This is a genomic window from Ideonella sp., assembly GCF_041287625.1.
Classification (GTDB): domain Bacteria; phylum Pseudomonadota; class Gammaproteobacteria; order Burkholderiales; family Burkholderiaceae_C; genus Ideonella.
Window position 1 is genome coordinate 1 of sequence record NZ_JBGGNH010000052.1, and the last position, 23,312, is coordinate 23,312.

The window sequence follows — 23,312 nt, forward strand, 5'->3', positions numbered from 1 at the left end:
GATGGCCGAGGTGGCGTTCAAGAACATTGGCTCCACCGATCCGATCTATGCCTCGAAGATCGCCACGGCCCGCTTCTACTTCCAGCGGCTGCTGCCGCAAACGGCGGCACTCTGCGGCGAAATTCGGGCCGGGTCGTCCGCAGTGATGGAGCCGGCGATCGAACTCTTTTGATGGCGGCGCCACGGCAATGGCCCTGGGCAAGAAGATCAAGAAGACGTCGGTCGTGCCGGCGTATGCGACGGCTTCATCGGCAATCGCATGATCGAGCAGTACAGCCGCCAGGCCGGCTTCCTGCTGGAAGAGGGCGCCACGCCAGCGCAGGTGGACAAGGCGGCCGAGAAGTTCGGCTTCGCGATGGGGCCGTTCCGCATGGGCGACTTGGCCGGCAATGACGTGGGCTGGTACATCCGCAAGCGCCGCTACCTGGAGAAGCCGGACCTGCGTTACTCCAAGACGGCCGACCTGCTGTGCGAGATGGGCCGCTTCGGCCAGAAGACCGGGGCCGGCTGGTACGACTACGTGCCCGGCAAGCGCGACGCGATCCCGTCGCCGCTGGTCGAGCAGATGATCGCCGACTACCGCAAGGACCTGGGCATCACGCCGCGCAAGATCAGCGACGACGAGATCGTGCACCGCCTGGTGTTCGCACTGGTCAACGAAGCCGCGCGGCTGCTGGAAGAAGGCATTGCGCAGCGCGCGTCGGACGTGGACATGGTCTACCTGACCGGCTATGGCTTCCCGCTGCACCGCGGTGGCCCGATGTGCTATGCCGACACGGTCGGCCTCTACAACGTGGTGCAGATGATGAAGCGCTTCGCGCAGAACCCGCACGACGACGCGAGCTTCTGGCAGCCGGCTCCTTTGCTGGCCAAGCTCGCCGCCGAAGGCAAGAGCTTCAGCTGATGGCCCACCCCCGAGCGGCTTTGCCGCTCCCCCTCAAGGGGGCGACACCAGCGGCCCGGCAAAGCCGGTTCCGCGGCGTCCGCTTGATGGGTTTCTGCACCGCCCACGTTACGCAGTATTCAGGAGTCAACTCATGACCGATGCCGTCATTGTTTCCACCGCACGCACCCCGCTGGCCAAGAGCTGGAAGGGCGCTTTCAACATGACCCATGGCGCGACGCTGGGCGGCCATGCCGTCAAGGCCGCCGTCGAGCGCGCCGGCATCGAAGCCGGTGCCATTGAAGACGTGCTGATGGGCTGCGCGAACCCGGAAGGTGCCACCGGCGCCAACATCGCGCGCCAGATCGCGCTGCGCGCCGGCCTGCCCATCACGGTCAGCGGCGTGACCGTGAACCGCTTCTGCTCCAGCGGCCTGCAAACCATCGCGATGGCCGCGCAGCGCGTCATTGCCGGCGAGGGCGATGCCTATGTCGCCGGTGGCGTGGAAAGCATCTCCTGCGTGCAGCAGGAAATGAACCAGCACATGCTGCAGGAAAGCTGGCTGATGAAAAACAAGCCTGAGATCTACTGGAGCATGCTGCAGACCGCCGAGAACGTGGCGCAGCGCTACAAGATCTCCAAGGAGCGCATGGACGAATACGGCGCCGCCAGCCAGCAGAAGGCCTGCGCCGCCCAGGAAGCCGGCCTGTTCAATGCCGAGATCGCACCCATCACCGTGACGGCCGGCGTGGTCGACAAGGCCCTGGGCCTGCGCAGCAAGGAGGTGACCTGCAGCGCCGACGAAGGCTTGCGCCCGGGCACCACGCTGGAAGCGGTGCGCGGCATCCGCACCGCGCTGCCGGGTGGCGTGATCTCCGCCGGCAATGCCAGCCAGTTCAGCGACGGCGGCGGCGCCTGCGTGCTGGTCAGCGACAAGTACGCGCAGCAAAAAGGCCTGACGCCGCTGGGCCGGTTCCTCGGCTTTGCGGTGGCTGGCTGCGAGCCCGACGAGATGGGCATTGGCCCTGTCTTCGCGGTGCCCAAGGTCCTGAAGCGCCTGGGCCTGACGGTCGCCGACATCGACCTCTGGGAGCTGAACGAAGCCTTCGCGGTGCAGGTGCTGTACTGCGCCGACACGCTGGGCATTCCGATGGACAAGCTCAACGTCAACGGCGGCGCGATTGCGGTCGGCCACCCGTACGGCGTCTCGGGCCAGCGGCTGACCGGCCATGCGCTGATCGAAGGCAAGCGCCGCGGCGCGAAGAAGGTCTGCGTGACCATGTGCATCGGCGGGGGCATGGGCGCTGCCGGCATCTTCGAGGTCCTGTAAAGCCATGGCCAGCGGCACCGCGCGCCCTCAGCGCGCGGGCTGCTGCCGCATGGGCGGAGCGATGCTGCCGCCCGTCATTGCAAAGGAGGGGCCATGCGCGCCCTGGTGGACTTTTTGCTGCGTGACTGGCTGCATGCCGACACGCTGACCGAGCGGCCGCGTTTTGCCGACCACAGCCCCGAAACCTTCAACCAGGTGCTGGACACCTGCGAGCGCATCGCGCGCGAGAAGTACGCGCCGTTCAACCGCCTGGTGGACACAGAAGAGCCGAGGTTCGACGGCGAGAAGGTGATCCTGCCGCAGGCCACGCACGACGCAGTGAAGGCCTACGCGGCCTCCGGCATGCTCAGCGCTGCGCAGGACTACGAACACGGCGGCATGCAGCTGCCGTACACCGTTGAAGCCGCGGCGAATGCGTTTTTCGCCAAGGCCTCGGTGAGCATTGGCACCGGCATGCTGACCACCGGCAATGCCAACCTGTTGATGAAGCACGGCACCGAACTGCAGAAGACGGTGTTTGCGCTCAACGAGTTCAGCGGCCGCTGGTCCGGCACGATGTGCCTGTCCGAGCCGCAGGCCGGCTCCAGCCTGTCGGACGTGGCGACCAAGGCCGTGCCCGATGGCGACGACTTCGAGGCCGATCCCTTCGGCGCCCGTTATCGGCTCACTGGCAACAAGATGTGGATTTCGGCCGGCGAGCATGAGCTGAACGAAAACATCATCCACCTGGTGCTGGCCAAGATTCCCGGGCCGGACGGCAAGACTGTGCCCGGCACGCGCGGCATCTCGCTGTTCATCGTGCCGAAGAAGCTGGTGGACACGAAGGGCCAGCTGACGGGCGAGCGCAACGACGTGGCGCTGGCCGGCCTGAACCACAAGTGCGGCTGGCGCGGCACCACCAACACCTTGCTGAACTTCGGCGAGGGCAGGTTCCCGGTGCGCGGCGGCGCAGGGGCCATCGGCTACCTGGTCGGCCGGGCCGGCGAAGGCCTGCGCTGCATGTTCCACATGATGAATGAGGCCCGCATTGGCGTAGGAATCGCGGCGACCATGCTGGGCATGGCGGGCTATGAAGCTTCGCTGGCTTATGCGCGGCAACGGCCACAGGGCCGGCCGATGGCAGAGGGCGGAAAAGACGCGACCCAGCCGCAGGTGCCCATCATCGAACACGCCGATGTGAAGCGCATGCTGCTGGCGCAGAAGGCGTATTGCGAAGGCGCATTGGCGCTGGAGCTGTACTGCGCGCGGCTGGTGGACGAGTCGCACACCGGCACGCCGGAGGCAGTCGCCGAAGCCGCGCTGCTGCTGGAGGTGCTGACGCCGATTGCCAAGAGCTGGCCCAGCGAGTGGTGCCTGGAGGCCAACAGCCTGGCCATCCAGGTCCACGGCGGTTACGGCTATACGCGGGACTTCCCGGTCGAGCAGTACTGGCGCGACAACCGCCTGAACATGATCCACGAGGGCACGCACGGCATCCAGGCGCTGGACCTGCTGGGCCGCAAGGTGGTGATGCAGGGCGGCGCCGGCCTGAAGCTGCTGGCCACGCGTGTGGGCGAGGCCATCCAGCGCGCCGGCCACGTGGAAGGCCTGGCCGAGCCGGCCAACGGCCTGGCGGCGGCGCTGCAGCAACTGGGTGCCGCCACCAAGTCCGCCTGGGCTACTGGCGTGCCCGAAGAGGCGCTGGCCAACGCCACGCCTTACCTGCAGGCCTTTGGCCATGTGGTGCTGGCGTGGATCTGGCTGGAACTGGGCCTGGCCGCCAAACAGGCTGCGCCGGCGAGCGAGCAGGCCGCCGCGCGCAACGCCGGCCTGCTGGCCGCGATGCGCTACTTCCACGTCTACGAACTGCCCAAGATCGGCGCCTGGCTGGCCGTTGTCAGCCAACGCGAAGCGGTCTGCCGCGAAATGCAAGACGCCTGGTTCTGATCACACGCACACACAAGGAGACGCAGACATGAGCACCCCGATTGCCAAGTTGATGGACCTCACTGGCCGGACGGCCCTGGTCACCGGCGGCTCGCGCGGCCTGGGCCTGCAGATTGCCGAGAGCCTGGGCGAGGCCGGCGCGAAGATCGTGCTGAGCTCGCGCAAGGCTGGTGACCTGGAAGAGGCCGCGGCCATCCTGAAGGCCAAGGGCATTGACGCCAGCTGGATCGCGGCCGATGCCAGCCAGCCCGAAGACGCCAAGCGTGTCGTGGCCGAAGCCATGCAGCGCCTGGGCCAGATCGACATCCTCGTCAACAACGCCGGCGCCACCTGGGGCGCACCGGCCGAGGACCATCCGCTGGAGGCCTGGGACAAGGTGATGAACCTGAACATCCGCAGCCTGTTCGTCTTCAGCCAGCTGGTGGCGCAGGCCAGCATGATCCCGCGCCGCCACGGCCGCATCATCAACGTGGCCAGCATCGCCGGCCTGGGCGGCAACCCGAGCGAGATGAAGACCGTGGCCTACAACACCAGCAAGGGCGCGGTGGTGAACTTCACCCGCGCGCTGGCAGGCGAGTGGGGCGAATACGGCATCACCGTCAATGCGATTGCGCCGGGCTTTTTCCCCAGCAAGATGACCAAGGGCCTGCTGGCCGCGCTGGGCGAAGACAAGATGGCCGCCAAGGCGCCGCTGCGCCGCATTGGCGACGACGACGACCTCAAAGGCGCGGCGCTGCTGTTCGCCTCGGCTGCGGGCAAGCACATCACCGGCCAGATCCTGGCGGTGGACGGCGGCGTCAGTGCCATCCATGCGGGATGATCAGGGCTGTGCCGCCGGCTCGGTTTGTCGGCGGTTTAGCTTCCTGAGGATTGCATGTCCAACGCCACGCCCCAAGCCTTCCCGATCCCCATCCCGTTCGCCCACCACCTGGGCCTGCAGTTCTACGGCTGCACCGAAGACACTGCCGAGGTACGGGTCTGGCTGCAGCCGCCGCACCTGAACGGCTGGGACGTGGCCCACGGCGGCCTCTTGATGACCATGCTGGACATTTCGATGGCGCTGGCCGCGCGCAGCGGCCAGATGGAAGGCCCCGGCGTGGCCACCATCGAGCTGAAGACCAGCTTCCTTCGACCCGCCGAAGGTGAACTGCGGGCCATCGGCCATGTCTTGCAACGCACCGTGACGATGGCCTTCTGCGAGGGCCGCATCCTCAACAGCGCCGGCGACCTGTGCGCCCACGCCACCGCCACCTTCAAGTTTCTCCGCGCGATGCCGGTCAACCCGCATCGTGTCAACCCCGCTCAGCGCGGCACGCCCTCATCGGGCGACGCCTGAGCGCCCCCCACATCCACAAGGACCATCACCATGTCGCTCGTCAACCGCCAGATCCTGCTCGACAACCGCCCCACCGGCGAGCCCAGCGTCGCCAACTTCAAGCTGGTCGAGACGCCAGTCTCGGCGCTGGCCGACGGCGAGGTGCTGGTGCGCAACCACTACCTGAGCCTGGACCCGTACATGCGCGGCCGCATGAACGACGGCAAGAGCTACGCGCAGCCGCAGCCGCTGGGCGAGGTGATGATCGGCGGCACCGTGGGCGAGGTCGTCGAGTCGCGCAACAGCCATTTCAAGGCCGGCGACAAGGTGGTCGGCATGGGCGGCTGGCAGGAGTACCTGCGCGTGGACGCCAACCAGCGCGGCGTGCTGCAGAAGGTCGACACGACGCACATCCCCCTGTCCGCCTACCTGGGCGCGGTCGGCATGCCGGGCGTGACCGGCTGGTACGGCCTGGTGAAGATCATCAACCCCAAGGCCGGCGAGACGGTGGTGGTCAGTGCGGCCAGCGGTGCCGTGGGTGGCGCTGTGGGCCAGCTGGCCAAGGCGCGTGGCTGCCGCGTGGTCGGCCTTGCCGGTGGGCCGGACAAGTGCGGCCAGGTCGTCAGCGAGCTGGGCTTTGACGCCTGCATCGACTACAAGGCCCACCCGGACCTGAAGTCGCTGTCCCGGGCGCTGAAGGAAGCCTGCCCGGACGGCATCGACGGCTACTTCGAGAATGTCGGCGGCATGATCCTGGACGCGGTGATGCTGCGCTGCAATGCCTTCAGCCGCATTGCCTTCTGCGGCATGATTTCCGGCTACAACGGCGACCCGATCCCGATGACCAACCCGTCGTTGATCCTGGTCAACCGCATGAAGCTGGAAGGCTTCATCGTCAGTGAGCACATGGGTGACTGGCCTGAGGCGCTGAAGGAGCTGGGCGCCATGGTGGCCACCGGCCAACTGAAGTACCGCGAGACCGTGGCCCAGGGCATTGCCGCCGCCCCGGAGGCCTTCCTCGGGCTGCTGAAGGGCAAGAACTTCGGCAAGCAGCTGGTGAAGCTGGTCTGATGGGCGGGGCGCTGGCACTGCGCTGGCAGTGGACTCGCTTCGACGCGCTGTCGCTCCATGACCTGTACGACGCGCTGCGGCTGCGGGCCGAAGTCTTCGTGCTGGAACAGAACTGCCCCTACCTGGACGTGGATGGTGTGGACCCGCACAGCTGGCACCTGCTGGGCCACCTGGCGCAGCCGTTTGGCGAGCTGCCGGCCGGCCAGCTGGCGGCCTACCTGCGCATGGTGGACCCGGGCGTGAAGTACGCCGAGCCTTCGATGGGCCGTGTGGTCAACGACCCGCGGCTGCGCGGGCAGGGCGTGGGCCGGCTGCTGGTCGGCGAGGCCTTGCGCCGCGCCGATGAAGTGTGGCCCGGCCTGGGCAACCGCATCAGCGCGCAGGCGCACCTGGCGAAGCTGTACGGCGAGTTCGGCTACACGCTGGTGGGCGAGCCCTACCTCGAAGACAACATTCCCCATCACGAAATGTGGCGGCCCCCGGCGGTTCTGACGGGCCGCGCTTGAGTGGCCACACAAGGTGCAACGCAAGATAAGGAGACAGGCATGAAGACATTCCAAGGGCGCACCGCCGTCATCACTGGTGCGGGCTCCGGCTTCGGGCTGGAGGCTTCGCGCATTGCGGCCCGGGAGGGCATGCGCATCGTGATGGCCGACGTGCAGCAGGACGCGCTGGACAAGGCCGTGGCCGAGGTCCGCGGCCTGGGTGCCGAGGTGCTGCCGTTCCAGCTGGACGTTGCCAAGGCCGAGCGCGTGGAAGCCATGGGCGCGGCCACGCTGGAGACATTCGGCGCGCCGCACTTCGTGTTCAACAACGCAGGCGTTGGCGCGGGCGGCCTGATCTGGGAGCACACGCTGAAGGACTGGGAATGGGTGGTGGGCGTGAACCTGATGGGCGTGGCCCACGGCGTGCGCGTCTTCACGCCAATGATGTTGGAAGCTGCGAAGGCAGACCCGTCCTATGAAGGCCACATCGTCAACACCGCCTCGATGGCCGGCATGCTGAACGCGCCCAACATGGGCGTCTACAACGTGACCAAGCATGCGGTGGTGGCGATGAGCGAAACGCTCTACCAGGACCTGGCTTTGGTGACCGACCAGATCGGCGCCAGCGTGCTGTGCCCCTACTTCGTGCCCACCGGCATCCACCAAAGCGAGCGCAACCGGCCGGCAGACTTCAACGATGGCGACCACAAGCCCACCAGGAGCCAGCTGATCGCCCAGGCCATGTCCGACAAGGCGGTGACCAGCGGCAAGCTCACGGCTGCGCAGGTCGCGGAATGGGTGTTCGAGGCGATGCGCAAGCGCCAGTTCTACATCTTCAGCCACCCGCACGCACTGGGCGGCGTGCAGATGCGCATGGAAGACATCCTGCAGCTGCGCAACCCGACCGACCCGTTCAAGGAGCGGCCGGAGGTGGCCGCGAACCTGCGCGCGCAACTCCGCGGCTGAGCCACCATCCCGTTCGGACTGAGCCACCATCCCGTTCGGGCTGAGCCTGTCGAAGCCTTTCCCCTGCCGTTCAGGCTGCGCAGCCGGCTCAGGCCTTGAGGGTCGGGCTGCGCTTGCGGGCCACCTTGACCTGCACGGCCGGCGTGGACTCGTTGGCATGCGGCCCCGGCCTCACCGAGTCGCGCCACACCACCTCGGGCGGGAACTCGCGTTGCACCGGCAGCGAGAGGCCGTAGCAAAGGTTCAGCAGGAAGCGGCAGCCGTTGGCGGCCATGTCCACGCTGGGCACGCGCACGGTGCTCAGTGCGGGCGTGGTGTAGCGGGCCAGCACGCTGTCGTCGAAGCCCAGCACCGAGAGCTGGTCCGGCACCTTCAGGCCATGTTTGCTCAAGCAGGCAATCGCGGCCATGGCCATGGTGTCGTTCGCGCAGAAGAGGGCACTGAATTCCAACCCCTGTGCCAGCAGCGCTTGTGCGGCGGCATGCCCGCCGTCGAAGCTGAACTGGCCTTCGCGCTGGCGCGAGGCCGGGATGACGACGCCATGCTGCGCCAGCTCGGCATGGAAGCCGGCCATGCGCAACGCGTTGTCTGGCGCGGTCTGCAGGCCGCTGATGCAGGCCAGTTCGCGGTGGCCCTGCTGCAGCAGCGCATGCGCAGCCAGCCGGCCGGCGAGTTCGTGGTCGGTCGAAAAACAATGCTCCGGCCTGGACGAGCTGGTCTGGTTCAGGACCACCAGCGGCGCTTTTTCGCGCCACAGCATGTCCAGGTCTTCGGAGCTGAGGGCGTTGCTGACCACCAGCACGCCGTCGCACTCGCGCTCGATCAGGAAGCGGATGCCGTCCAGTGCACGCTGGCGGGAATCTGCGTCATCGGCACCGCCCATGCCACCCAGGCCGCAGCCGTTGGCCGCCACCATGTGCCGGTTCGCGCCGCGCAACTCGCCGTCCACTGCCTGCAGGATGGGGCCGAAGAAGTCGCCAGCGAAATCGTGCACGTAGATGCCCACCATGCCGGTACGCTTGGTGGACAAGGCGCGCGCGGCGTTCGAAGGCCGGAAGTTCAGCGCGGCCACTGCCTCGCGCACACGCTGCAGCGTCTCGGGCGCGACCGCGCCGTTGCCCGAGATGGCGCGCGAGGCCGTGCCTTTGCCCACGCCCGCGAGGCGGGCGACGTCAGCGATGGTGGGGGTGCGGGTCATCAGGGCAGGATTGTCCTGGAAACGCTCACAGTCGAACCTGTGTTTGCGGATCGAACAGCGACACGTGCGCGGAATCCAGCGAGAAGCCCACGTGGCCGTCCACGACCTGCGTCATCTCGGCCTGCAGGTCGGCCGCCAGCGACAGGCCTTGCGCGTCCAGCCAGATGATCTGGTGGGAGCCCATCGGCTCGACCATCGAGACCTGGGCCCGCCCTGCGGTGCCGGCGGCCTCCGACGATGTCAGCGTCACATGCTGCGGGCGCACGCCCAGCACCACGGGCTGGCCGGCCTCGGGCGGCTGGGCAAAGGGATAGGCCGTCACGTCGAGCTGCAGCGTGGGTGAGACGAAGCGCAGCGCGTCACCATTGCGTTGCAGCTGGCCGCTCACGAAGTTCATGCTTGGGGCGCCGAGGAAGCCTGCGACGAACATGTTGGCCGGCTTGGCGTAGACGGCGGCCGGCGTGTCGATCTGCTGGATCACGCCGGACTTCATCACCGCGATGCGGCTGGCCAGCGTCATGGCCTCGACCTGGTCGTGGGTCACGTAGATCATCGTCGCACCCAGTTCCTGGTGCAGTTGCTTCAGCTCGCGACGCAGCTCACCGCGCAGCTTGGCATCCAGGTTGGACAGCGGTTCGTCGAAGAGAAACACGGAGGCCTCACGGACCAGCGCGCGGCCAATGGCCACCCGCTGGCGCTGGCCGCCGGAAAGCTGGGCCGGCTTGCGGTGCAGCAGCTCGGTGAGCTGCAGCATGCTGGCCGCGCGCTTCACGCGCTTGGCGATCTCGGCCTTGGGCACGCCGGCAATGCGGGGCGCGAAGGACAGGTTCTTCTCGACCGACATCGTCGGGTACAGCGCATAGGACTGGAACACCATGCCGATGCCGCGATCCTTCGGGTCGGCCCAGGTCACGTCGCGCCCGCCGATGGCCATGCGGCCGTCGTGCACGTCGATCAGGCCGGCAATGCTGTGCAGCAGCGTGGACTTGCCACAGCCCGAAGGGCCGAGCAGCACCAGGAATTCCCCGGTGCCGACCTCGAGGTTCAGCTGGCGGATGATGTCGACGCCCGAGAGGCGGATGTCGAGGTCTTCGATGGTGACGGATGACATGTTCGGAAATCCTTTAGCCGATGCGGGACTGCCGCCGGGCCGCCCCAAGGCTGGCCCGCGCCCCCTCGGGGGGCTGTGAACGAAGTGAGCTGGGGGTCAACCTTTCACGGCGCCAGCGGCGATGCCGCGCACGAACCAGCGGCCGGAGACCAGGTAGACCACCAGCGGGACCAGCGAGGTCAGCAGCGTGGCGGCCATGTTGACGTTGTAGAGGCGCTCTCCGGTGGTGGTGTTGATCACGTTGTTCAGCTGCACCGTCATCGGCAAGTTCTCGCGGCCGGCAAACACCAGGCCCAGCAGGAAGTCGTTCCAGATGTTGGTCAGCTGCATGATGACGGCCACCGCGATGATGGGCAGCGACATCGGCAGCATCAGCTGGAAGAAGATGCGCCAGAAGCCACCACCGTCGATGCGCGCGGCCTTGAACAGCTCGCCAGGCACGCTGGCGTAGTAGTTGCGGAACAGCAGCGTCATCACCGGCATGCCGAAGATGGTGTGGACCAACACGATGCAGGGCAGGGTGCCGAACATGCCGGCGGCCGAGAAAATGCGCACCAGCGGGTACAGCGTGACCTGGTAAGGCACAAACGCGCCGAACATCAGCACGCCAAAGAGCACGCCGGCCCAGCGCACGCGCCAGAAGGACAGCGCGTAGCCGTTCAGCGCGCCGAAGAAGATCGACAGCACGGTGCTGGGCAGCACGATCTTCACCGAGTTCCAGAAGCCGACCTGGATGCCGTTGCAGTCCAGCCCGGTGCAGGCGCTGGACCAGGCGTCGACCCAGGCGGCGGCGGTGGCATGCGTGGGCAGTGCAAACAGGTTGCCCAGCCGGATCTCGACCATCGGCTTGAGCGAGGTCGAGATCATCACGTACAGCGGCACCAGGAAGAATGCCGCGGCGCTGATCAGCAAGGCGTACAGGCCGATGCGCGCCGGGCTGAACATGCTGCGCTTGGGCCGCGTTGCATGGCGCGACCCAGGCTTGGCCGGTGGGGCGACGGTGGGCATGGGGGTGGTGGCGGTGTTCATGCGTGACGCGCCTTCTTGGCCTGCACCGCGCGGGCATACCACCAGGGCGTGAGCAGGGCCAGCACGGTCAGCAGCATCACGGTGGAGGCAGCGGAAGCCAGGCCCACGTTGGCGCGGCCGAACAGGTTGTCCATGATGAACTTGGCCGGCACTTCGCTGGCATTGCCGGGGCCGCCCTGGGTCATGGCCACGACCACGTCGAAGACCTTGACCACGCCGACGGCCAGCAGCACGAACGAGGTGCCAATGGCGGGGCCCAGTTGCGGCAGCACGATGCTGAGGTAGTAGCGCCAGCGCGGCACGCCGTCGACCCGCGCGGCATGCCACAGCGATTCATCCACGCCGCGCAGCCCCGCCAGCAGCACTGCCATCACCACGCCCGAGGCTTGCCAGACGGCGGCGATGACGATGGTGTAGATGACCTGGTCCTGCTGCACGATCCAGTCGAACTTGAAGTCCGGAAAGCCCAGCGCCCGCACGGTGGACTGGATGCCCAGCTCGGGGTTCAGCATCCACTGCCAGACCAGGCCGGTGGCGACGAAGGACATCGCATAGGGGTACAGGAAGACGGTGCGCAGCACACCTTCGCCTCGCACATGCTGGTCCAGCAGCACCGCCAGCAGCAGGCCCAGCACCAGGCAGGCCGCGATGAACAGCACACCGAAGACGGCGAGGTTCTGCACCGAGACATGCCAGCGCTCGGTTTCGAACAGGCGCTGGTATTGCGACAGGCCGACAAAGTCGTCCCGCGGGAAGATGCGCGAGCTGCTGACCGAGATGCGCATCGACCACAACACGGTGCCGATGTAGACGCCCAGCGCGGTCAGCGCCATTGGCAGCAGCGCAATCTGCGCTGTCAAGGCCCGCCATGGCCGTGCCCGGCCCGGCCTGTGTCCGGAAGAAGAAGTGGCCATGGCGGTTCCTGTTTCAGCGCCTGGCGGCGCTCAGCCCTTGATGGCGCCTTGCAGCGCCTTCACGACGTCGTCAACCGACTGGTTGCTGTTCCAGAACTTGGTGATCACGTCCTGCACCGCGCCCACCATGTCGGGCGTCATCAGCATGTCGGGATTGGCAATCTGCCGCGACGCGTCCTTCATCGCCGCCACGCCAGCCTGGGCGCAGACATCCATCTTGCCGGTGTCGACGTCGGTGCGGATCGGGATCGAACCCTTCTTGTTGTTGAACGCCACCTGCGTGGCCGGCGAGGTGAAGACGGTGGCCAGCTTGTGCTGGGCGTCGATTTGCGCCTTGTTGGTCGTCTTCGGGAAGACGAAGACGTCGCCCGCCACCATGTAGGGTGCGCTGGGCCCGAAGCCGGCGAAGCAGCCGAATTCCTTGCCTGCTGTCTGGCCTGCGGCGCCGAACTCGCCCTTGGCCCAGTCGCCCATGATCTGGAAGCCGGCCTTGCCGCTGATGACCATCGCGGTGGCGTCGTTCCAGTTGCGGCCTGGCGAGCCGGCGTCCACATAGCCGTGCAGCTTCTTCAGCGCCGTCATGGCCTTGCGGAAGGGCTCGGAGTTGACGCTGGCCACGTCATGGTCGCGGAAGAACTTCAGGTAAGCGTCCCGGCCGCCCACGTGCAGCACGAAGCTGTAGAAGGTGATCCATTCCTGCCAGCTCTGGCCACCCAGGGCCAGCGGCACCAGACCGGCAGCCTTGAGCTTGTCCAGCGCGGCGAAGAATTCATCCACCGTCTTGGGCTCGGCAGCCACGCCGGCCTTGGCCAGTGCGGACTTGGAGTACCAGAACCAGGTCGGGTTGTGGATGTTCACCGGGACCGCGTAGTAGTGGCCCTTGATCTTGATGCTGTCGATGATGGGCTTGGGCAGGATCTTGTCCCAGCCTTCCTTCGCCGCCACCGGGTCGATGTCGTTCAGCAGGCCCTCGTCGATCACGTCGTGGTACTGCTTGGAGGTGTTGAACTGGGCGGCGGTCGGCGGGTTGCCGCCGGCGATGCGGTTGATGGCGGCGGCGCGGGCGTTGTCGGCACCGGCCACGGCCGCGTCGACCCAGGTGCCGCCGGCCTGGTTGTAGGCATCGGCCAGGGTCTTCACCGCGGCGGATTCACCACCTGATGTCCACCAGTGGATCACCTCGGCCTTCTGGGCGTGGGCGGCGTTGGCGGCCAGCGCGACGAAGGCGGCAGCAGCGAGGGTCTTGAACTTCATTTGGGCCATGGCTTGTCTCCAGTATCTGTCTTTGAAATGACCGGGGGAGGGGCCGCTTGGCGGCCTGTTGGGGAAAGCGAGAAAGGGGCCGGGTGCTCAGCCTTGCCTGCGGGCGGCGAGGAAGGACTGGAAGGCCAGCGCGCTGTCTTTCAGCGTGCGCTGCTGGGTCTGGTAGTCCACATGCACCAGGCCGAAACGGCGCTCGTAGCCGAAGGCCCATTCGAAGTTGTCCATCAGCGACCAGACGAAATAGCCGCGCACGTCCACGCCGGCTTCGATGGCCCGCGCCACTGCGGCGAAATGCCGGTTCAGGAAGCTGATGCGCTGCGCGTCGTGAACCTGGGCGGCTTCGACCTTGTCGTCCGAGGCCATGCCGTTTTCGGTGATGAAGACGGGCGGCAGGTTGGGGTAGCGGGACTTGAAGTCGCGCAACAGGTCTTCCAGGCCTTGCGGGTAGACCTCCCAGCCCATCTGCGTGCGCTCGACGTTGGGCACCTCGGTCTCGATGTAGCCGTGCCCGCCGTCGCTCTTCAGCTGGGTGCGGAAGTAGTAGTTGGCGCCGAGGAAGTCCAATGGCTGCGCGATGGTGGCCATGTCGCCTTCCAGCACCAGTGGCGCGCTGTCCGGCCACAGGCTGTCCAGGTCGGCCGGGTAGGCGCCCTTGAGCAGCGGGCCGAGGATCCAGTCGTTGTGCTGCAGCTCGAACAACTGGGCAGCGCGCACGTCGGCCGGGCTGCTGGTCTCGGGCGTGCCGCGGCCGAAGTTGGCCACGATGCCGCGCTGCGCGGCGGGGTCGTTGGCCTCCAGCGCCTGCAGCGCCAAGCCGTGGCCCAGCAGCAGGTGGTGCATGGCCTGGCGGGCATAGCGCACGCTGCTGCGGCCGGGGGCGTGGTGGCCGTTGCCGTAGCCCAGGTAGGCGGAGCACCAGGGTTCGTTCAGCGAGGCCCAGGAGGTCACGCGGCCCTGCAGCTCGCGGCTCATCAGGTCGGCGTATTCGGCGAAGCGGTAGGCGGTCTCGCGGTTCAGCCAGCCGCCGCGGTCTTCCAGGTGCTGCGGCAGGTCCCAGTGGTAGAGCGTGACGAAGCGCTGCAGGCCCTTGGCTTCGAGGCGGTCCAGCAGGTGCTTGTAGAAGTCGATGCCCTTCTGGTTCGGCCGGCCCTTTTCGTCCATGACCCGCGGCCAGGCCAGCGAGAGGCGATAGGCGTCCACGCCCAGCGCCGCGATCATGTCCACGTCGGCTTCCCAACGGTTGTAGTGGTCACAGGCATTCGCGCCGGTGTCGCCGTTCAGCACCTTGCCGGGCGTGTCGCAGAAGGTGTCCCAGATCGAGGCCAGGCGGCCGTCCGCATGCGTGGCACCTTCGATCTGGAACGAAGCGGTCGCCACGCCCCAGGTGAAGCCGGGCAGCGCCATGGGCGACTGCGGCGGCGGGGCGAGCGGCGGCAGGGTCGAAGGCGATGGGCTGGACATGAGACGTTCCTTGGTGGGAGCTTGCGGAGCCATGAGCGGTCCGGTTGTGGGTGCGTTGGGTGGATCGGCTATGGAACCGGTTCCAATGGCTCGCATTGCACCAACGTTGGCCATGGCCGTCATCAGGGAGAACCCGGGGTTGCGCTGTCCCGCGCCTCGCGTCGGCTGGCATGCCCAAAGCGTCCCTGGCGCTTGGCTTCTGGCAAACTGCAGCGCTCTCCCGGTCATTGAAGACACGAGTTTTGGAAAAGATCCTGTTGCAAATTGCGGCCGAGCTGAAAGCTCGGCCAGCGCAAGTCCAGGCGGCCGTCTCCTTGCTGGACGGCGGCGCCACGGTTCCCTTCATTGCCCGCTACCGCAAGGAAGCCACCGACGGGCTGGACGACATCCAGCTCCGCGAGCTGGAAGCCCGGCTGGGCTACCTGCGCGAGCTGGAAGACCGGCGCGAGGCGGTGCTGAAAAGCATTGCCGAGCAGGGCAAGCTGACGCCGCAGCTGCAGGCCGCCATCGAGGCGGCGCCGACCAAGCAGGAACTGGAAGACCTGTACCTGCCGTACAAGCAGAAGCGCCGCACCAAGGGCATGATCGCCCGCGAAGCCGGGCTGGAGCCGCTGGCGGACAAGCTGTTTGCCGACCCGACCCTGGACCCGATCACCGAGGCTGCGGCCTTCCTGAACGCCGACGCCGGCTTTGCCGATGCGTTTGCCGTGGTGGATGGCGTGCGCGACCTGCTCAGCGAGCGCTGGGCCGAAGATGCCGCGCTGGTCGGCAAGCTGCGCGAGTGGCTGTGGGCAGAAGGCCTGCTGCGCTCCAAGCTGGTCGACGGCAAGGACCCGAACAACGCGGACCACGCCAAGTTCCGCGACTACTTCGAGTACGACGAGCCGATCCGCACCGTGCCCAGCCACCGCGCGCTGGCCGTGTTCCGCGGCCGCACCCAGGAAATCCTGGACGCGAAGCTGGTGCTGGACGAAGAGGTCATCCCCGGGCAACCGACGCTGGCCGAAGGCCGCATTGCAGGCCACCTGGGCTGGCGCCATGCCAAGCGCACGGGCGACGAGCTGATTCGCAAGACGATTGCCTGGACCTGGAAGGTCAAGCTCTCGATGAGCCTGGAGCGCGATTTGTTTGCGCGCCTCCGTGAAGACGCCGAGAAGGTCGCGATCAAGGTCTTCGCCGAGAACTTGCGCGACCTGCTGCTGGCGGCGCCGGCCGGCAAGCGCGTGGTGATGGGCCTGGACCCGGGCATCCGCACCGGCGTGAAGGTGGCCGTGGTGAGCGACACCGGCAAGGTGCTGGACACCCACACCGTCTACCCGCACGAGCCGCGCAAGGACTGGGAAGGTTCCATCCACACGCTGGGCCGGCTGTGCGCCACGCATGGCGTGAACCTGATCGCGATCGGCAACGGCACCGCGAGCCGCGAGACGGACAAGCTGGCGGGTGACCTGATCAAGCGCATCCAGCAACTGGCCCCGGGCACGCTGATCGAGAAGGTGGTCGTCAGCGAAGCCGGTGCTTCGGTGTATTCGGCCTCCGAGTTCGCGTCGAAGGAGTTGCCTGATCTGGACGTGAGCCTGCGCGGCGCGGTCTCCATCGCCCGCCGCCTGCAGGACCCGCTGGCGGAGCTGGTGAAGATCGATCCAAAGAGCATTGGCGTAGGCCAGTACCAGCACGACGTGAACCAGAGCGAGCTGGCACGCACGCTGGACACGGTGATCGAGGACTGCGTGAACTCGGTCGGCGTGGACCTGAACACCGCCTCGGCGCCGCTGCTGGCGCAGGTCTCAGGCTTGTCGAATGCAGTCGCAGCAAGCATCGTGCGCTGGCGCGACGCCAATGGCGCATTCCGCAACCGCCAGCAGCTGATGGAAGTGGCCGGACTGGGGGCCAAGACCTTCGAACTGGCGGCCGGTTTCCTGCGCATCCGTGGTGGCGACAATCCGCTGGACTTCTCCGGCGTGCACCCCGAAACCTACCCGCTGGTGCGGCGCATGGCCGAGAAGCTGGGCCGCCCGGCGGGCGAGCTGATGGGCAAGAGCGACGTGATCCGCACGCTGAAGCCCGAAGCCTTTGCCGACGAGAAGTTCGGTGCCATCACGGTCAAGGACATCCTGGCCGAGCTGGAAAAGCCCGGCCGCGATCCGCGCCCGGACTTCAAGGTGGCACGCTTCAACGACGGCGTCGAAGACATCAAGGACCTGCAGCCCGGCATGACACTGGAGGGCACTGTCAGCAACGTCGCCCAGTTCGGCGCGTTTGTGGACCTGGGCGTGCACCAGGACGGCCTGATCCACGTCAGCCAGCTGTCGAACAAGTTTGTGACCGATGCGCGAGAGGTCGTGAAGACCGGCGACATCGTCAAGGTCAAGGTGCTGGAGGTCGACCTGTCCCGCCAGCGCATTTCGCTGACGATGAAGCTGGACGCGCCCACCGGCGCGAAGGCCCAGGCCGCCCGCGGTGACAACAATTACCGCCCGGCCGCCCGAGGCGAGCGGCCGCAGGGTGGCGGCCAGCGGCAGGCTGAGACGCCCAGCGCGATGGCGGCTGCGTTCGCCAAGCTCAAGCGTTGAGCCAGCCGGTGCGGGCACTGCGCATCCTCGCCGGTCCACGGGCGCGGCAGCACTTGCGCGAACGTGGGCTGTCGCCGGCGGATGTGCGCGTCATCCCTGCTGCGGCCGGTGGGCCGAAAGGCCTGGCGCTCAATCCGCTGGACCAGTTCCTGTTCGGCGACTGGTTGCCGCAGTCCTCGCAGACGGTGCACCTGCTGGGCGCTTCCATCGGCGCCTGGCGCATGGCCTCTGCGTGCATGAGCGATTCGAAAGCGGCGCTGGCACGGCTGGCGGAAGACTACATCGCGCAGGACTATCCGCATGCGCCAGGCAAGGCGCCGAGCGCAAGGGTGGTCAGCCAGATCTTTGGCGAGCAGCTGGGTCATCACTTCGGCGGACGCGAGGCGGAGGTGCTGCAGCACGCGCGCTACCGCCTGCATGTGTTCACCAGCCGCGGCCGGCATGTGCTGGGCCGGGAAGGGCGGCTGCGCACGCCGCTGGGCTACGGCGGCGCGTTTTTCACCAACCTGGTGGCGCGCAAGGCACTGGGCCACTGGCTGGAGCGCGTGGTGTTCTCGGACGCGCGCGACCCGCTGCCGATGCCGCTGGACGACTACCGCAGTCGCCAGGTGACGCTGGACGCCGCGAACCTGGCGCCGGCCATCCTCGCCAGCTGCTCCATTCCTTTCTGGCTGCAGGCGGTGCACGACATTCCCGGCGGCCCGCGTGGCGCCTATTGGGACGGCGGCATCACCGACTATCACCTGCACCTGCGCTATGCCCAGATGCAGGACGGCCTGGTGCTGTACCCGCACTTTCAACCCAGCGTGGTGCCGGGCTGGCTGGACAAGGCGCTGGTGCATCGCCACAGGCCCAGCGCTGCACTGGACAACCTGGTGTTGCTCGCGCCTCGCGCCGAGTGGATCGCCACCTTGCCCAATGCCAAGCTGCCGGACCGCAATGACTTCAAGTCGTTCGGGGACGACCTGCAAGGTCGCATCAAGGCCTGGCGGCGGGCCGTGGCCGAGAGCCAGCGACTGGCGGACGAGTTCGCCGCCGCGGTGTCCCAGCCAAGCGGCATTGACGCTGAAGCCTTGTCGTGAGGCCGCGCGATGGCGCATTTGTCATGCACCGCTTGAAAAGCTGCCGCTAGAATCCCAACTCCATCCAGATGCAAGAACGGGAAAGGCAGCACGGGTTATGACACCGCGAACTACGACCTTCGTCACTGAGGATTTAGTCGGCCGCGGCAGGTAAATACACGTCACTGTTTTTGTTCCTGCACCCAATAGCGCGGCCTTGATGCCGCGCTTTTGTTTTTCTGGGGCCCTGAAATGCGCCCCGCCCCTGGAGTCTCCTGATGATCACGATCACGCTGCCTGATGGCGCGAAACGCGAATATCCCGCCCCGCTGACGGTGGCCGAAGTGGCCGCCTCCATCGGCACCGGCCTGGCCAAGGCCGCGCTGGGTGGCCGTGTGGGCACTGGCGAGGCCAGCAAGCTGGTGGACACCAGCTACCTGATCGAGGTCGACACGCCGCTGGCCATCGTCACCGACAAGGATGCCGACGGCCTGGACATGATCCGCCACTCGACGGCGCACCTGCTGGCCTATGCGGTGAAAGAGCTTTTCCCCGAGGCCCAGGTCACGATCGGCCCGGTGATCGAAAACGGCTTTTTCTACGACTTCTCCTACAAGCGCCCGTTCACGCCGGACGACCTGGTGGCCATCGAAGCCAAGATGGGCGAGCTGGCCAAGAAGGACGAGAAGGTGCAGCGCCGCGTGCTGCCGCGCGACGAGGCAGTCGAGTACTTCAAGGGCCTGGGCGAGAACTACAAGGCCGAGATCATTGCCAGCATCCCGGAAGGCCAGGACGTTTCGCTGTACCGCGAAGGCGCCTTCGAGGACCTGTGCCGCGGCCCGCACGTGCCCAGCACCGGCAAGCTGAAGTTCTTCAAGCTGATGAAGGTGGCTGGCGCCTACTGGCGTGGCGACCACCGCAACGAGATGCTGCAACGCATCTATGGCACGGCCTGGGCCAGCAAGGAAGCGCTGCAGCAGTACCTGACGATGCTGGAGGAGGCCGAGAAGCGCGACCACCGCCGGCTCGGCAAGGACCTGGACCTGTTCCACATCGACGAGCATTCGCCCGGCACGGTCTTCTGGCACCCCAAGGGCTGGACGGTCTGGCAGGAGGTGGAGCAATACATGCGCCGCGTCTACCGCGAGAACGGCTACCTGGAGGTCAAGGGCCCGCAGATCCTCGACCAGGGCCTGTGGGAGAAGACGGGCCACTGGGACAAGTACCGCGAGAACATGTTCGTCACGGAATCGGAAAAGCGCGACTACGCGCTCAAGCCGATGAACTGCCCCGGCCACATCCTGATCTTCAAGCAAGGCATCAAAAGCTACCGCGACCTGCCGCTGCGCTACGGCGAGTTCGGCCAGTGCCATCGCAATGAGCCGACCGGCGGCCTGCACGGCATCATGCGCGTGCGCGGCTTCACGCAGGACGACGGCCACATCTTCTGCACAGAAGACCAGATCGAGTCGGAGGTGGTGGCCTTCACGACCTTGCTGCAAAAGGTCTACAGGGACTTCGGCTTCAGCGACATCATCTACAAGCTGTCGACGCGGCCGGAAAAGCGCATTGGGACAGAGGAAAGCTGGGACCGCGCCGAGGCAGCGCTGGCCAACGGGTTGCGTGCGGCGAACTGCGATTTCGAGTACCTGCCAGGCGAGGGCGCGTTCTACGGTCCGAAGATCGAATACACGCTGAAGGACGCGCTGGGCCGGCCCTGGCAGTGCGGCACGATCCAGATCGACCCGAACATGCCAGAGCGCCTGGACGCCGACTTTGTCGGTGAGGACGGGGCGCGGCATCGGCCCATGATGCTGCACCGCGCCATCGTCGGCAGCCTGGAGCGTTTCATCGGCATCCTGATCGAGCAGCACGCTGGCGCGCTGCCGGTGTGGCTGGCGCCGACGCAGGTCGTGGTCGCCTCCATCACCGACGCACAGGCCGACTATGTGCACGAAGTGGTGAAAGCCTTGCAAAAACAAGGAGTTAGGGTGAGCGCGGATTTGCGCAACGAGAAAATCACGTATAAAATACGCGAGCATTCGTTGCAAAAGGTCCCGTTTATCCTGGTCGTAGGTGACAAGGAAAAGGCAAGCGGGGCCGTCGCGGTGCGCGCCCGAGGCCAGCAGGACCTGGGTGTGATGGCCCTCGCAGACTTCCAGTTGAAGCTCGCAGGTGACATCGCAGCCAAGGCCTGAGCAGTCGCTTTGGTGCCGCGCGCCGATTTTATTTTTTTGGGCCCCTCTCTTGCCTGGGCGCCTGTTTGAGGGGTTTGCACCATCGCTACCTTTGCCGACCGTCGGATGCCTAACGTCGAGCGCAAGCATCGACTGAACCGTGAGATCACTGCCTTGAATGTGCGCCTGAACGGCGTCGAAAACGAGCCTTTGGGCATCGTCAGCATTCAGGACGCCTTGCGCATGTCAGCCGAAGCCGACGTGGATCTGGTCGAAATTGCCGCCACCGCCGATCCGCCCGTTTGCCGGCTGATGGACTACGGCAAGTTCAAGTACCAGGAGCAGAAGCGCGCCGCTGAAGCCAAGTCCAAGCAGAAGGTCATCGAGGTCAAGGAAGTCAAGTTCCGTCCGGGCACGGACGAAGGCGACTACAACATCAAGATGCGCAACCTGCGCCGCTTCATTTCGGAAGACGGCGACAAGGGCAAGGTCACGCTGCGCTTCCGCGGACGCGAGATCACCCACCAGGACATCGGCATGCGGCTGCTGGAGCGCATTCGCGATGAGTTGTCTGACGTGGCGCTGGTCGAGCACATGCCCAAGCTCGAAGGCCGGCAGATGATCATGGTGCTGGCTCCGAAGAAGAAGTCCTGATCGTTCTGATTTAGAGATTCACGCCGCGGTTTCGCGACCGCGGTGTTGAAGAGAAGCCACTGCAGGCCATCAAGCACGTTGCAATCGCAGCGTCGCCCAGCAGAGGTGTCAAAAAGGAGCATGCAATGCCCAAGATGAAGACCAAGAGCAGCGCCAAGAAGCGCTTTCGCGTTCGCCCGGGTGGCACCGTCAAGCGCGGTCAAGCCTTCAAGCGTCACATCCTGACCAAGAAGACGACCAAGAACAAGCGCCAGCTGCGCGGCTCAGTGAATGTGCATGAGACCAACATGGGTCACATGGCGCAGATGCTGCCGTTCGCCGGCCTGTAATTCCACCAAGACTCAAGGAGAACTCACATGCCTCGCGTCAAACGTGGTGTTACCGCTCGTGCTCGTCACAAGAAGATCCTGGCCCTGGCCAAGGGCTATCGCGGCCGTCGCAAGAATGTCTTCCGCATCGCCAAACAGGCGGTGATGAAGGCTGGGCAATATGCCTACCGTGACCGCCGCGCCAAGAAGCGCGTCTTCCGTCAGCTGTGGATCGCGCGCATCAACGCCGGTGCTCGCAGCCTGGGCCTGACCTACAGCAAGTTCATGGCCGGCCTGAAGAAGGCCTCGATCGACATCGACCGCAAGGTCCTGTCGGACATGGCCATCCACGATCCGGCAGCTTTTGCCAGCATCGTCGACAAGGTGAAGGCCCAACTCGCTTGATTCCCTAACAGGGCCCGGTCGTCTGTCTGCAGGCGGTCGGTTGCCCGATCAGGCTCTCGAAGGCCGTCACCTCGTGGTGCGGCCTTTTTTATTTTTCCGCAGACATTTCCCCTCTTCATGAACGATCTCGATCAACTGGTGGAGAACGCGCGCGCCGAGTTCGCGGCGGCTGCCGCGCCTGCCGAGCTGGAGAATGCCAAGGCCCGTTACCTGGGCAAGTCCGGTCAGGTGACCGAGCTGCTCAAGGGCATGGCGGCGCTGTCGCCCGAAGAAAAGAAGACCCGCGGCGCCGAGATCAACCAGACCAAGCAGCGCATCGAGGCCTTGCTGACCGAGCGCCGCCAGGCCCTGGCCGACGCCGAGCTGGCCGTCCAGCTGAAGGCAGAGGCGCTGGACGTCACGCTGCCGGGCCGGCAACGCGGCAGCAGCGGCGGCCTGCACCCGGTGACACGCGCGATGGAGCGCATCGAGGCCATCTTCGGCTCGATGGGTTTTGACGTTGCCGATGGTCCCGAGATCGAGATCGACTGGTTCAACTTCACCGCGCTGAACACGCCGGCGGATCACCCCGCGCGTTCGATGCACGACACCTTCTATGTCGAGGATGGCCACGTCCTGCGCACCCACACCAGCCCGATGCAGATCCGCTACGCGGTGCAGCACGTCAAGAAGCACCAGCACCTGATTGATGCCGGCGAGCCCATGCCCGAGATCCGCGTCATCGCGCCGGGCCGCACCTACCGCGTGGACAGCGACGCGACGCATTCGCCGATGTTCCACCAGGTCGAAGGCCTGTGGGTGGGTGAGAACATCAGCTTCAAGGACCTGAAGTCGGCCTACATCAACTTCATGCACGCGTTCTTCGAGACGACGGACATGGAGATCCGCTTCCGTCCCAGCTACTTTCCGTTCACAGAACCCAGCGCCGAGATCGACATGATGTTCGGCTCCGGTCCGCTGAAGGGCCGCTGGCTGGAAGTGTCCGGCTCGGGCCAGGTGCATCCGCAAGTCATCCGCAACATGGGCCTGGACCCGGAGCGCTACATCGGCTTTGCCTTCGGCTCCGGCATCGACCGGCTGGCCATGCTGCGCTATGGCGTCAACGACCTGCGGCTGTTTTTCGATGGCGACCTGCGTTTCCTGACGCAGTTCAAGTGAGTCCCGCGCGGCTTTGAGTGCCGC

General features: G+C 66.2%; 21 protein-coding genes and 1 pseudogene. 16 read left to right on the forward strand and 6 right to left on the reverse strand.

Going from position 1 to position 23,312, the window contains the following annotated elements; all coding sequences use genetic code 11:
- The first annotated feature begins 1 nt into the window (after position 1).
- The 9 genes and pseudogenes from ACAH41_RS19280 to ACAH41_RS19320 all read left to right on the forward strand — a co-directional run bounded on the left by ACAH41_RS19280 (position 2) and on the right by ACAH41_RS19320 (position 7,976).
- Positions 2-172 (forward strand): acyl-CoA dehydrogenase C-terminal domain-containing protein, encoded by a 171-nt coding sequence (locus tag ACAH41_RS19280; protein WP_370538432.1) that lies wholly within the window; start codon positions 2-4, stop codon positions 170-172.
- A 7-nt stretch (positions 173-179) separates the two neighbouring features.
- Positions 180-904, forward strand: a pseudogene (locus tag ACAH41_RS19285) (3-hydroxyacyl-CoA dehydrogenase family protein); the annotation flags it as partial.
- Between the two features lie 133 nt (positions 905-1,037).
- Positions 1,038-2,213 carry an acetyl-CoA C-acyltransferase gene (locus ACAH41_RS19290; protein ID WP_325651728.1) on the forward strand — a complete coding sequence of 392 codons (1,176 nt, stop codon included), beginning with the start codon at positions 1,038-1,040 and terminating at the stop codon, positions 2,211-2,213.
- A gap of 93 nt (positions 2,214-2,306) precedes the next feature.
- Positions 2,307-4,139 (forward strand): acyl-CoA dehydrogenase, encoded by a 1,833-nt coding sequence (locus ACAH41_RS19295; RefSeq protein ID WP_325651726.1) that lies wholly within the window; start codon positions 2,307-2,309, stop codon positions 4,137-4,139.
- A 28-nt stretch (positions 4,140-4,167) separates the two neighbouring features.
- Positions 4,168-4,959 (forward strand): SDR family oxidoreductase, encoded by a 792-nt coding sequence (locus ACAH41_RS19300; RefSeq protein ID WP_325651724.1) that lies wholly within the window; start codon positions 4,168-4,170, stop codon positions 4,957-4,959.
- 54 nt (positions 4,960-5,013) lie between these two features.
- On the forward strand, positions 5,014-5,475 hold the full coding sequence (locus ACAH41_RS19305) for a PaaI family thioesterase (RefSeq protein WP_325651722.1): 462 nt from the start codon (positions 5,014-5,016) through the stop codon (positions 5,473-5,475).
- Between the two features lie 30 nt (positions 5,476-5,505).
- Entirely contained in the window at positions 5,506-6,525 is a 1,020-nt protein-coding gene (locus ACAH41_RS19310; RefSeq protein ID WP_325651720.1) for an NADP-dependent oxidoreductase, read from the forward strand.
- The gene (locus ACAH41_RS19315; protein WP_325651718.1) at positions 6,525-7,031 is read left to right on the forward strand and encodes a GNAT family N-acetyltransferase; all 507 of its coding nucleotides are present in this window, start codon (positions 6,525-6,527) and stop codon (positions 7,029-7,031) included. The genes ACAH41_RS19310 and ACAH41_RS19315 overlap by 1 nt, the downstream gene beginning before the upstream one ends.
- A gap of 39 nt (positions 7,032-7,070) precedes the next feature.
- The gene (locus ACAH41_RS19320) at positions 7,071-7,976 is read left to right on the forward strand and encodes an SDR family oxidoreductase (RefSeq protein ID WP_325651716.1); all 906 of its coding nucleotides are present in this window, start codon (positions 7,071-7,073) and stop codon (positions 7,974-7,976) included.
- An 88-nt stretch (positions 7,977-8,064) separates the two neighbouring features.
- Here ACAH41_RS19320 and ACAH41_RS19325 read toward each other — a convergent pair whose 3' ends face one another.
- The 6 genes from ACAH41_RS19325 to ACAH41_RS19350 all read right to left on the reverse strand — a co-directional run bounded on the left by ACAH41_RS19325 (position 8,065) and on the right by ACAH41_RS19350 (position 14,952).
- Positions 8,065-9,174, reverse strand: a complete 1,110-nt coding sequence (locus tag ACAH41_RS19325; protein ID WP_325651714.1) for a LacI family DNA-binding transcriptional regulator — start codon at positions 9,172-9,174, stop codon at positions 8,065-8,067.
- A 25-nt stretch (positions 9,175-9,199) separates the two neighbouring features.
- A complete protein-coding gene (locus tag ACAH41_RS19330) occupies positions 9,200-10,285 on the reverse strand; it encodes an ABC transporter ATP-binding protein (RefSeq protein WP_325651712.1) in 1,086 nt (361 codons plus the stop codon).
- 96 nt (positions 10,286-10,381) lie between these two features.
- Entirely contained in the window at positions 10,382-11,230 is an 849-nt protein-coding gene (locus ACAH41_RS19335; protein WP_370538433.1) for a carbohydrate ABC transporter permease, read from the reverse strand.
- An 80-nt stretch (positions 11,231-11,310) separates the two neighbouring features.
- Positions 11,311-12,228 (reverse strand): sugar ABC transporter permease, encoded by a 918-nt coding sequence (locus tag ACAH41_RS19340; protein ID WP_325651709.1) that lies wholly within the window; start codon positions 12,226-12,228, stop codon positions 11,311-11,313.
- A gap of 30 nt (positions 12,229-12,258) precedes the next feature.
- On the reverse strand, positions 12,259-13,491 hold the full coding sequence (locus ACAH41_RS19345; protein WP_370538422.1) for an ABC transporter substrate-binding protein: 1,233 nt from the start codon (positions 13,489-13,491) through the stop codon (positions 12,259-12,261).
- A gap of 87 nt (positions 13,492-13,578) precedes the next feature.
- Positions 13,579-14,952: a GH1 family beta-glucosidase gene (locus tag ACAH41_RS19350; protein ID WP_370538423.1), complete on the reverse strand. Its 1,374-nt coding sequence runs from the start codon at positions 14,950-14,952 to the stop codon at positions 13,579-13,581.
- Between the two features lie 242 nt (positions 14,953-15,194).
- Here ACAH41_RS19350 and ACAH41_RS19355 point away from each other — a divergent pair, with 242 nt between their 5' ends.
- The 7 genes from ACAH41_RS19355 (at position 15,195) to pheS (ending at position 23,288) form a co-directional block, all read left to right on the forward strand.
- Positions 15,195-17,525, forward strand: a complete 2,331-nt coding sequence (locus ACAH41_RS19355; protein WP_325651707.1) for a Tex family protein — start codon at positions 15,195-15,197, stop codon at positions 17,523-17,525.
- An 8-nt stretch (positions 17,526-17,533) separates the two neighbouring features.
- Positions 17,534-18,607: a patatin-like phospholipase family protein gene (locus tag ACAH41_RS19360; protein WP_325651919.1), complete on the forward strand. Its 1,074-nt coding sequence runs from the start codon at positions 17,534-17,536 to the stop codon at positions 18,605-18,607.
- A 257-nt stretch (positions 18,608-18,864) separates the two neighbouring features.
- Positions 18,865-20,784: a threonine--tRNA ligase gene (gene thrS, locus ACAH41_RS19365; protein ID WP_325651706.1), complete on the forward strand. Its 1,920-nt coding sequence runs from the start codon at positions 18,865-18,867 to the stop codon at positions 20,782-20,784.
- Between the two features lie 105 nt (positions 20,785-20,889).
- On the forward strand, positions 20,890-21,417 hold the full coding sequence (gene infC, locus ACAH41_RS19370; RefSeq protein ID WP_325651705.1) for a translation initiation factor IF-3: 528 nt from the start codon (positions 20,890-20,892) through the stop codon (positions 21,415-21,417).
- A gap of 125 nt (positions 21,418-21,542) precedes the next feature.
- On the forward strand, positions 21,543-21,746 hold the full coding sequence (gene rpmI / locus ACAH41_RS19375) for a 50S ribosomal protein L35 (RefSeq protein WP_325651703.1): 204 nt from the start codon (positions 21,543-21,545) through the stop codon (positions 21,744-21,746).
- 27 nt (positions 21,747-21,773) lie between these two features.
- Positions 21,774-22,130: a 50S ribosomal protein L20 gene (gene rplT, locus ACAH41_RS19380; protein ID WP_141288451.1), complete on the forward strand. Its 357-nt coding sequence runs from the start codon at positions 21,774-21,776 to the stop codon at positions 22,128-22,130.
- Positions 22,131-22,247: 117 nt separating this feature from the next.
- Positions 22,248-23,288 (forward strand): phenylalanine--tRNA ligase subunit alpha, encoded by a 1,041-nt coding sequence (gene pheS, locus ACAH41_RS19385; RefSeq protein ID WP_325651701.1) that lies wholly within the window; start codon positions 22,248-22,250, stop codon positions 23,286-23,288.
- Positions 23,289-23,312 lie beyond the last annotated feature (24 nt).

Coding starts and splice junctions, on each gene's coding strand:
- ACAH41_RS19280 (WP_370538432.1), top strand. CDS start 2: ATGGCCGAGGTGGCGTTCAAGAACATTGGCTCCACCGATCCGATCTAT.
- ACAH41_RS19290 (WP_325651728.1), top strand. CDS start 1,038: ATGACCGATGCCGTCATTGTTTCCACCGCACGCACCCCGCTGGCCAAG.
- ACAH41_RS19295 (WP_325651726.1), top strand. CDS start 2,307: ATGCGCGCCCTGGTGGACTTTTTGCTGCGTGACTGGCTGCATGCCGAC.
- ACAH41_RS19300 (WP_325651724.1), top strand. CDS start 4,168: ATGAGCACCCCGATTGCCAAGTTGATGGACCTCACTGGCCGGACGGCC.
- ACAH41_RS19305 (WP_325651722.1), top strand. CDS start 5,014: ATGTCCAACGCCACGCCCCAAGCCTTCCCGATCCCCATCCCGTTCGCC.
- ACAH41_RS19310 (WP_325651720.1), top strand. CDS start 5,506: ATGTCGCTCGTCAACCGCCAGATCCTGCTCGACAACCGCCCCACCGGC.
- ACAH41_RS19315 (WP_325651718.1), top strand. CDS start 6,525: ATGGGCGGGGCGCTGGCACTGCGCTGGCAGTGGACTCGCTTCGACGCG.
- ACAH41_RS19320 (WP_325651716.1), top strand. CDS start 7,071: ATGAAGACATTCCAAGGGCGCACCGCCGTCATCACTGGTGCGGGCTCC.
- ACAH41_RS19325 (WP_325651714.1), bottom strand. CDS start 9,174: ATGACCCGCACCCCCACCATCGCTGACGTCGCCCGCCTCGCGGGCGTG.
- ACAH41_RS19330 (WP_325651712.1), bottom strand. CDS start 10,285: ATGTCATCCGTCACCATCGAAGACCTCGACATCCGCCTCTCGGGCGTC.
- ACAH41_RS19335 (WP_370538433.1), bottom strand. CDS start 11,230: ATGTTCAGCCCGGCGCGCATCGGCCTGTACGCCTTGCTGATCAGCGCC.
- ACAH41_RS19340 (WP_325651709.1), bottom strand. CDS start 12,228: ATGGCCACTTCTTCTTCCGGACACAGGCCGGGCCGGGCACGGCCATGG.
- ACAH41_RS19345 (WP_370538422.1), bottom strand. CDS start 13,491: ATGGCCCAAATGAAGTTCAAGACCCTCGCTGCTGCCGCCTTCGTCGCG.
- ACAH41_RS19350 (WP_370538423.1), bottom strand. CDS start 14,952: ATGTCCAGCCCATCGCCTTCGACCCTGCCGCCGCTCGCCCCGCCGCCG.
- thrS (WP_325651706.1), top strand. CDS start 18,865: ATGATCACGATCACGCTGCCTGATGGCGCGAAACGCGAATATCCCGCC.
- infC (WP_325651705.1), top strand. CDS start 20,890: ATGCCTAACGTCGAGCGCAAGCATCGACTGAACCGTGAGATCACTGCC.
- rpmI (WP_325651703.1), top strand. CDS start 21,543: ATGCCCAAGATGAAGACCAAGAGCAGCGCCAAGAAGCGCTTTCGCGTT.
- rplT (WP_141288451.1), top strand. CDS start 21,774: ATGCCTCGCGTCAAACGTGGTGTTACCGCTCGTGCTCGTCACAAGAAG.
- pheS (WP_325651701.1), top strand. CDS start 22,248: ATGAACGATCTCGATCAACTGGTGGAGAACGCGCGCGCCGAGTTCGCG.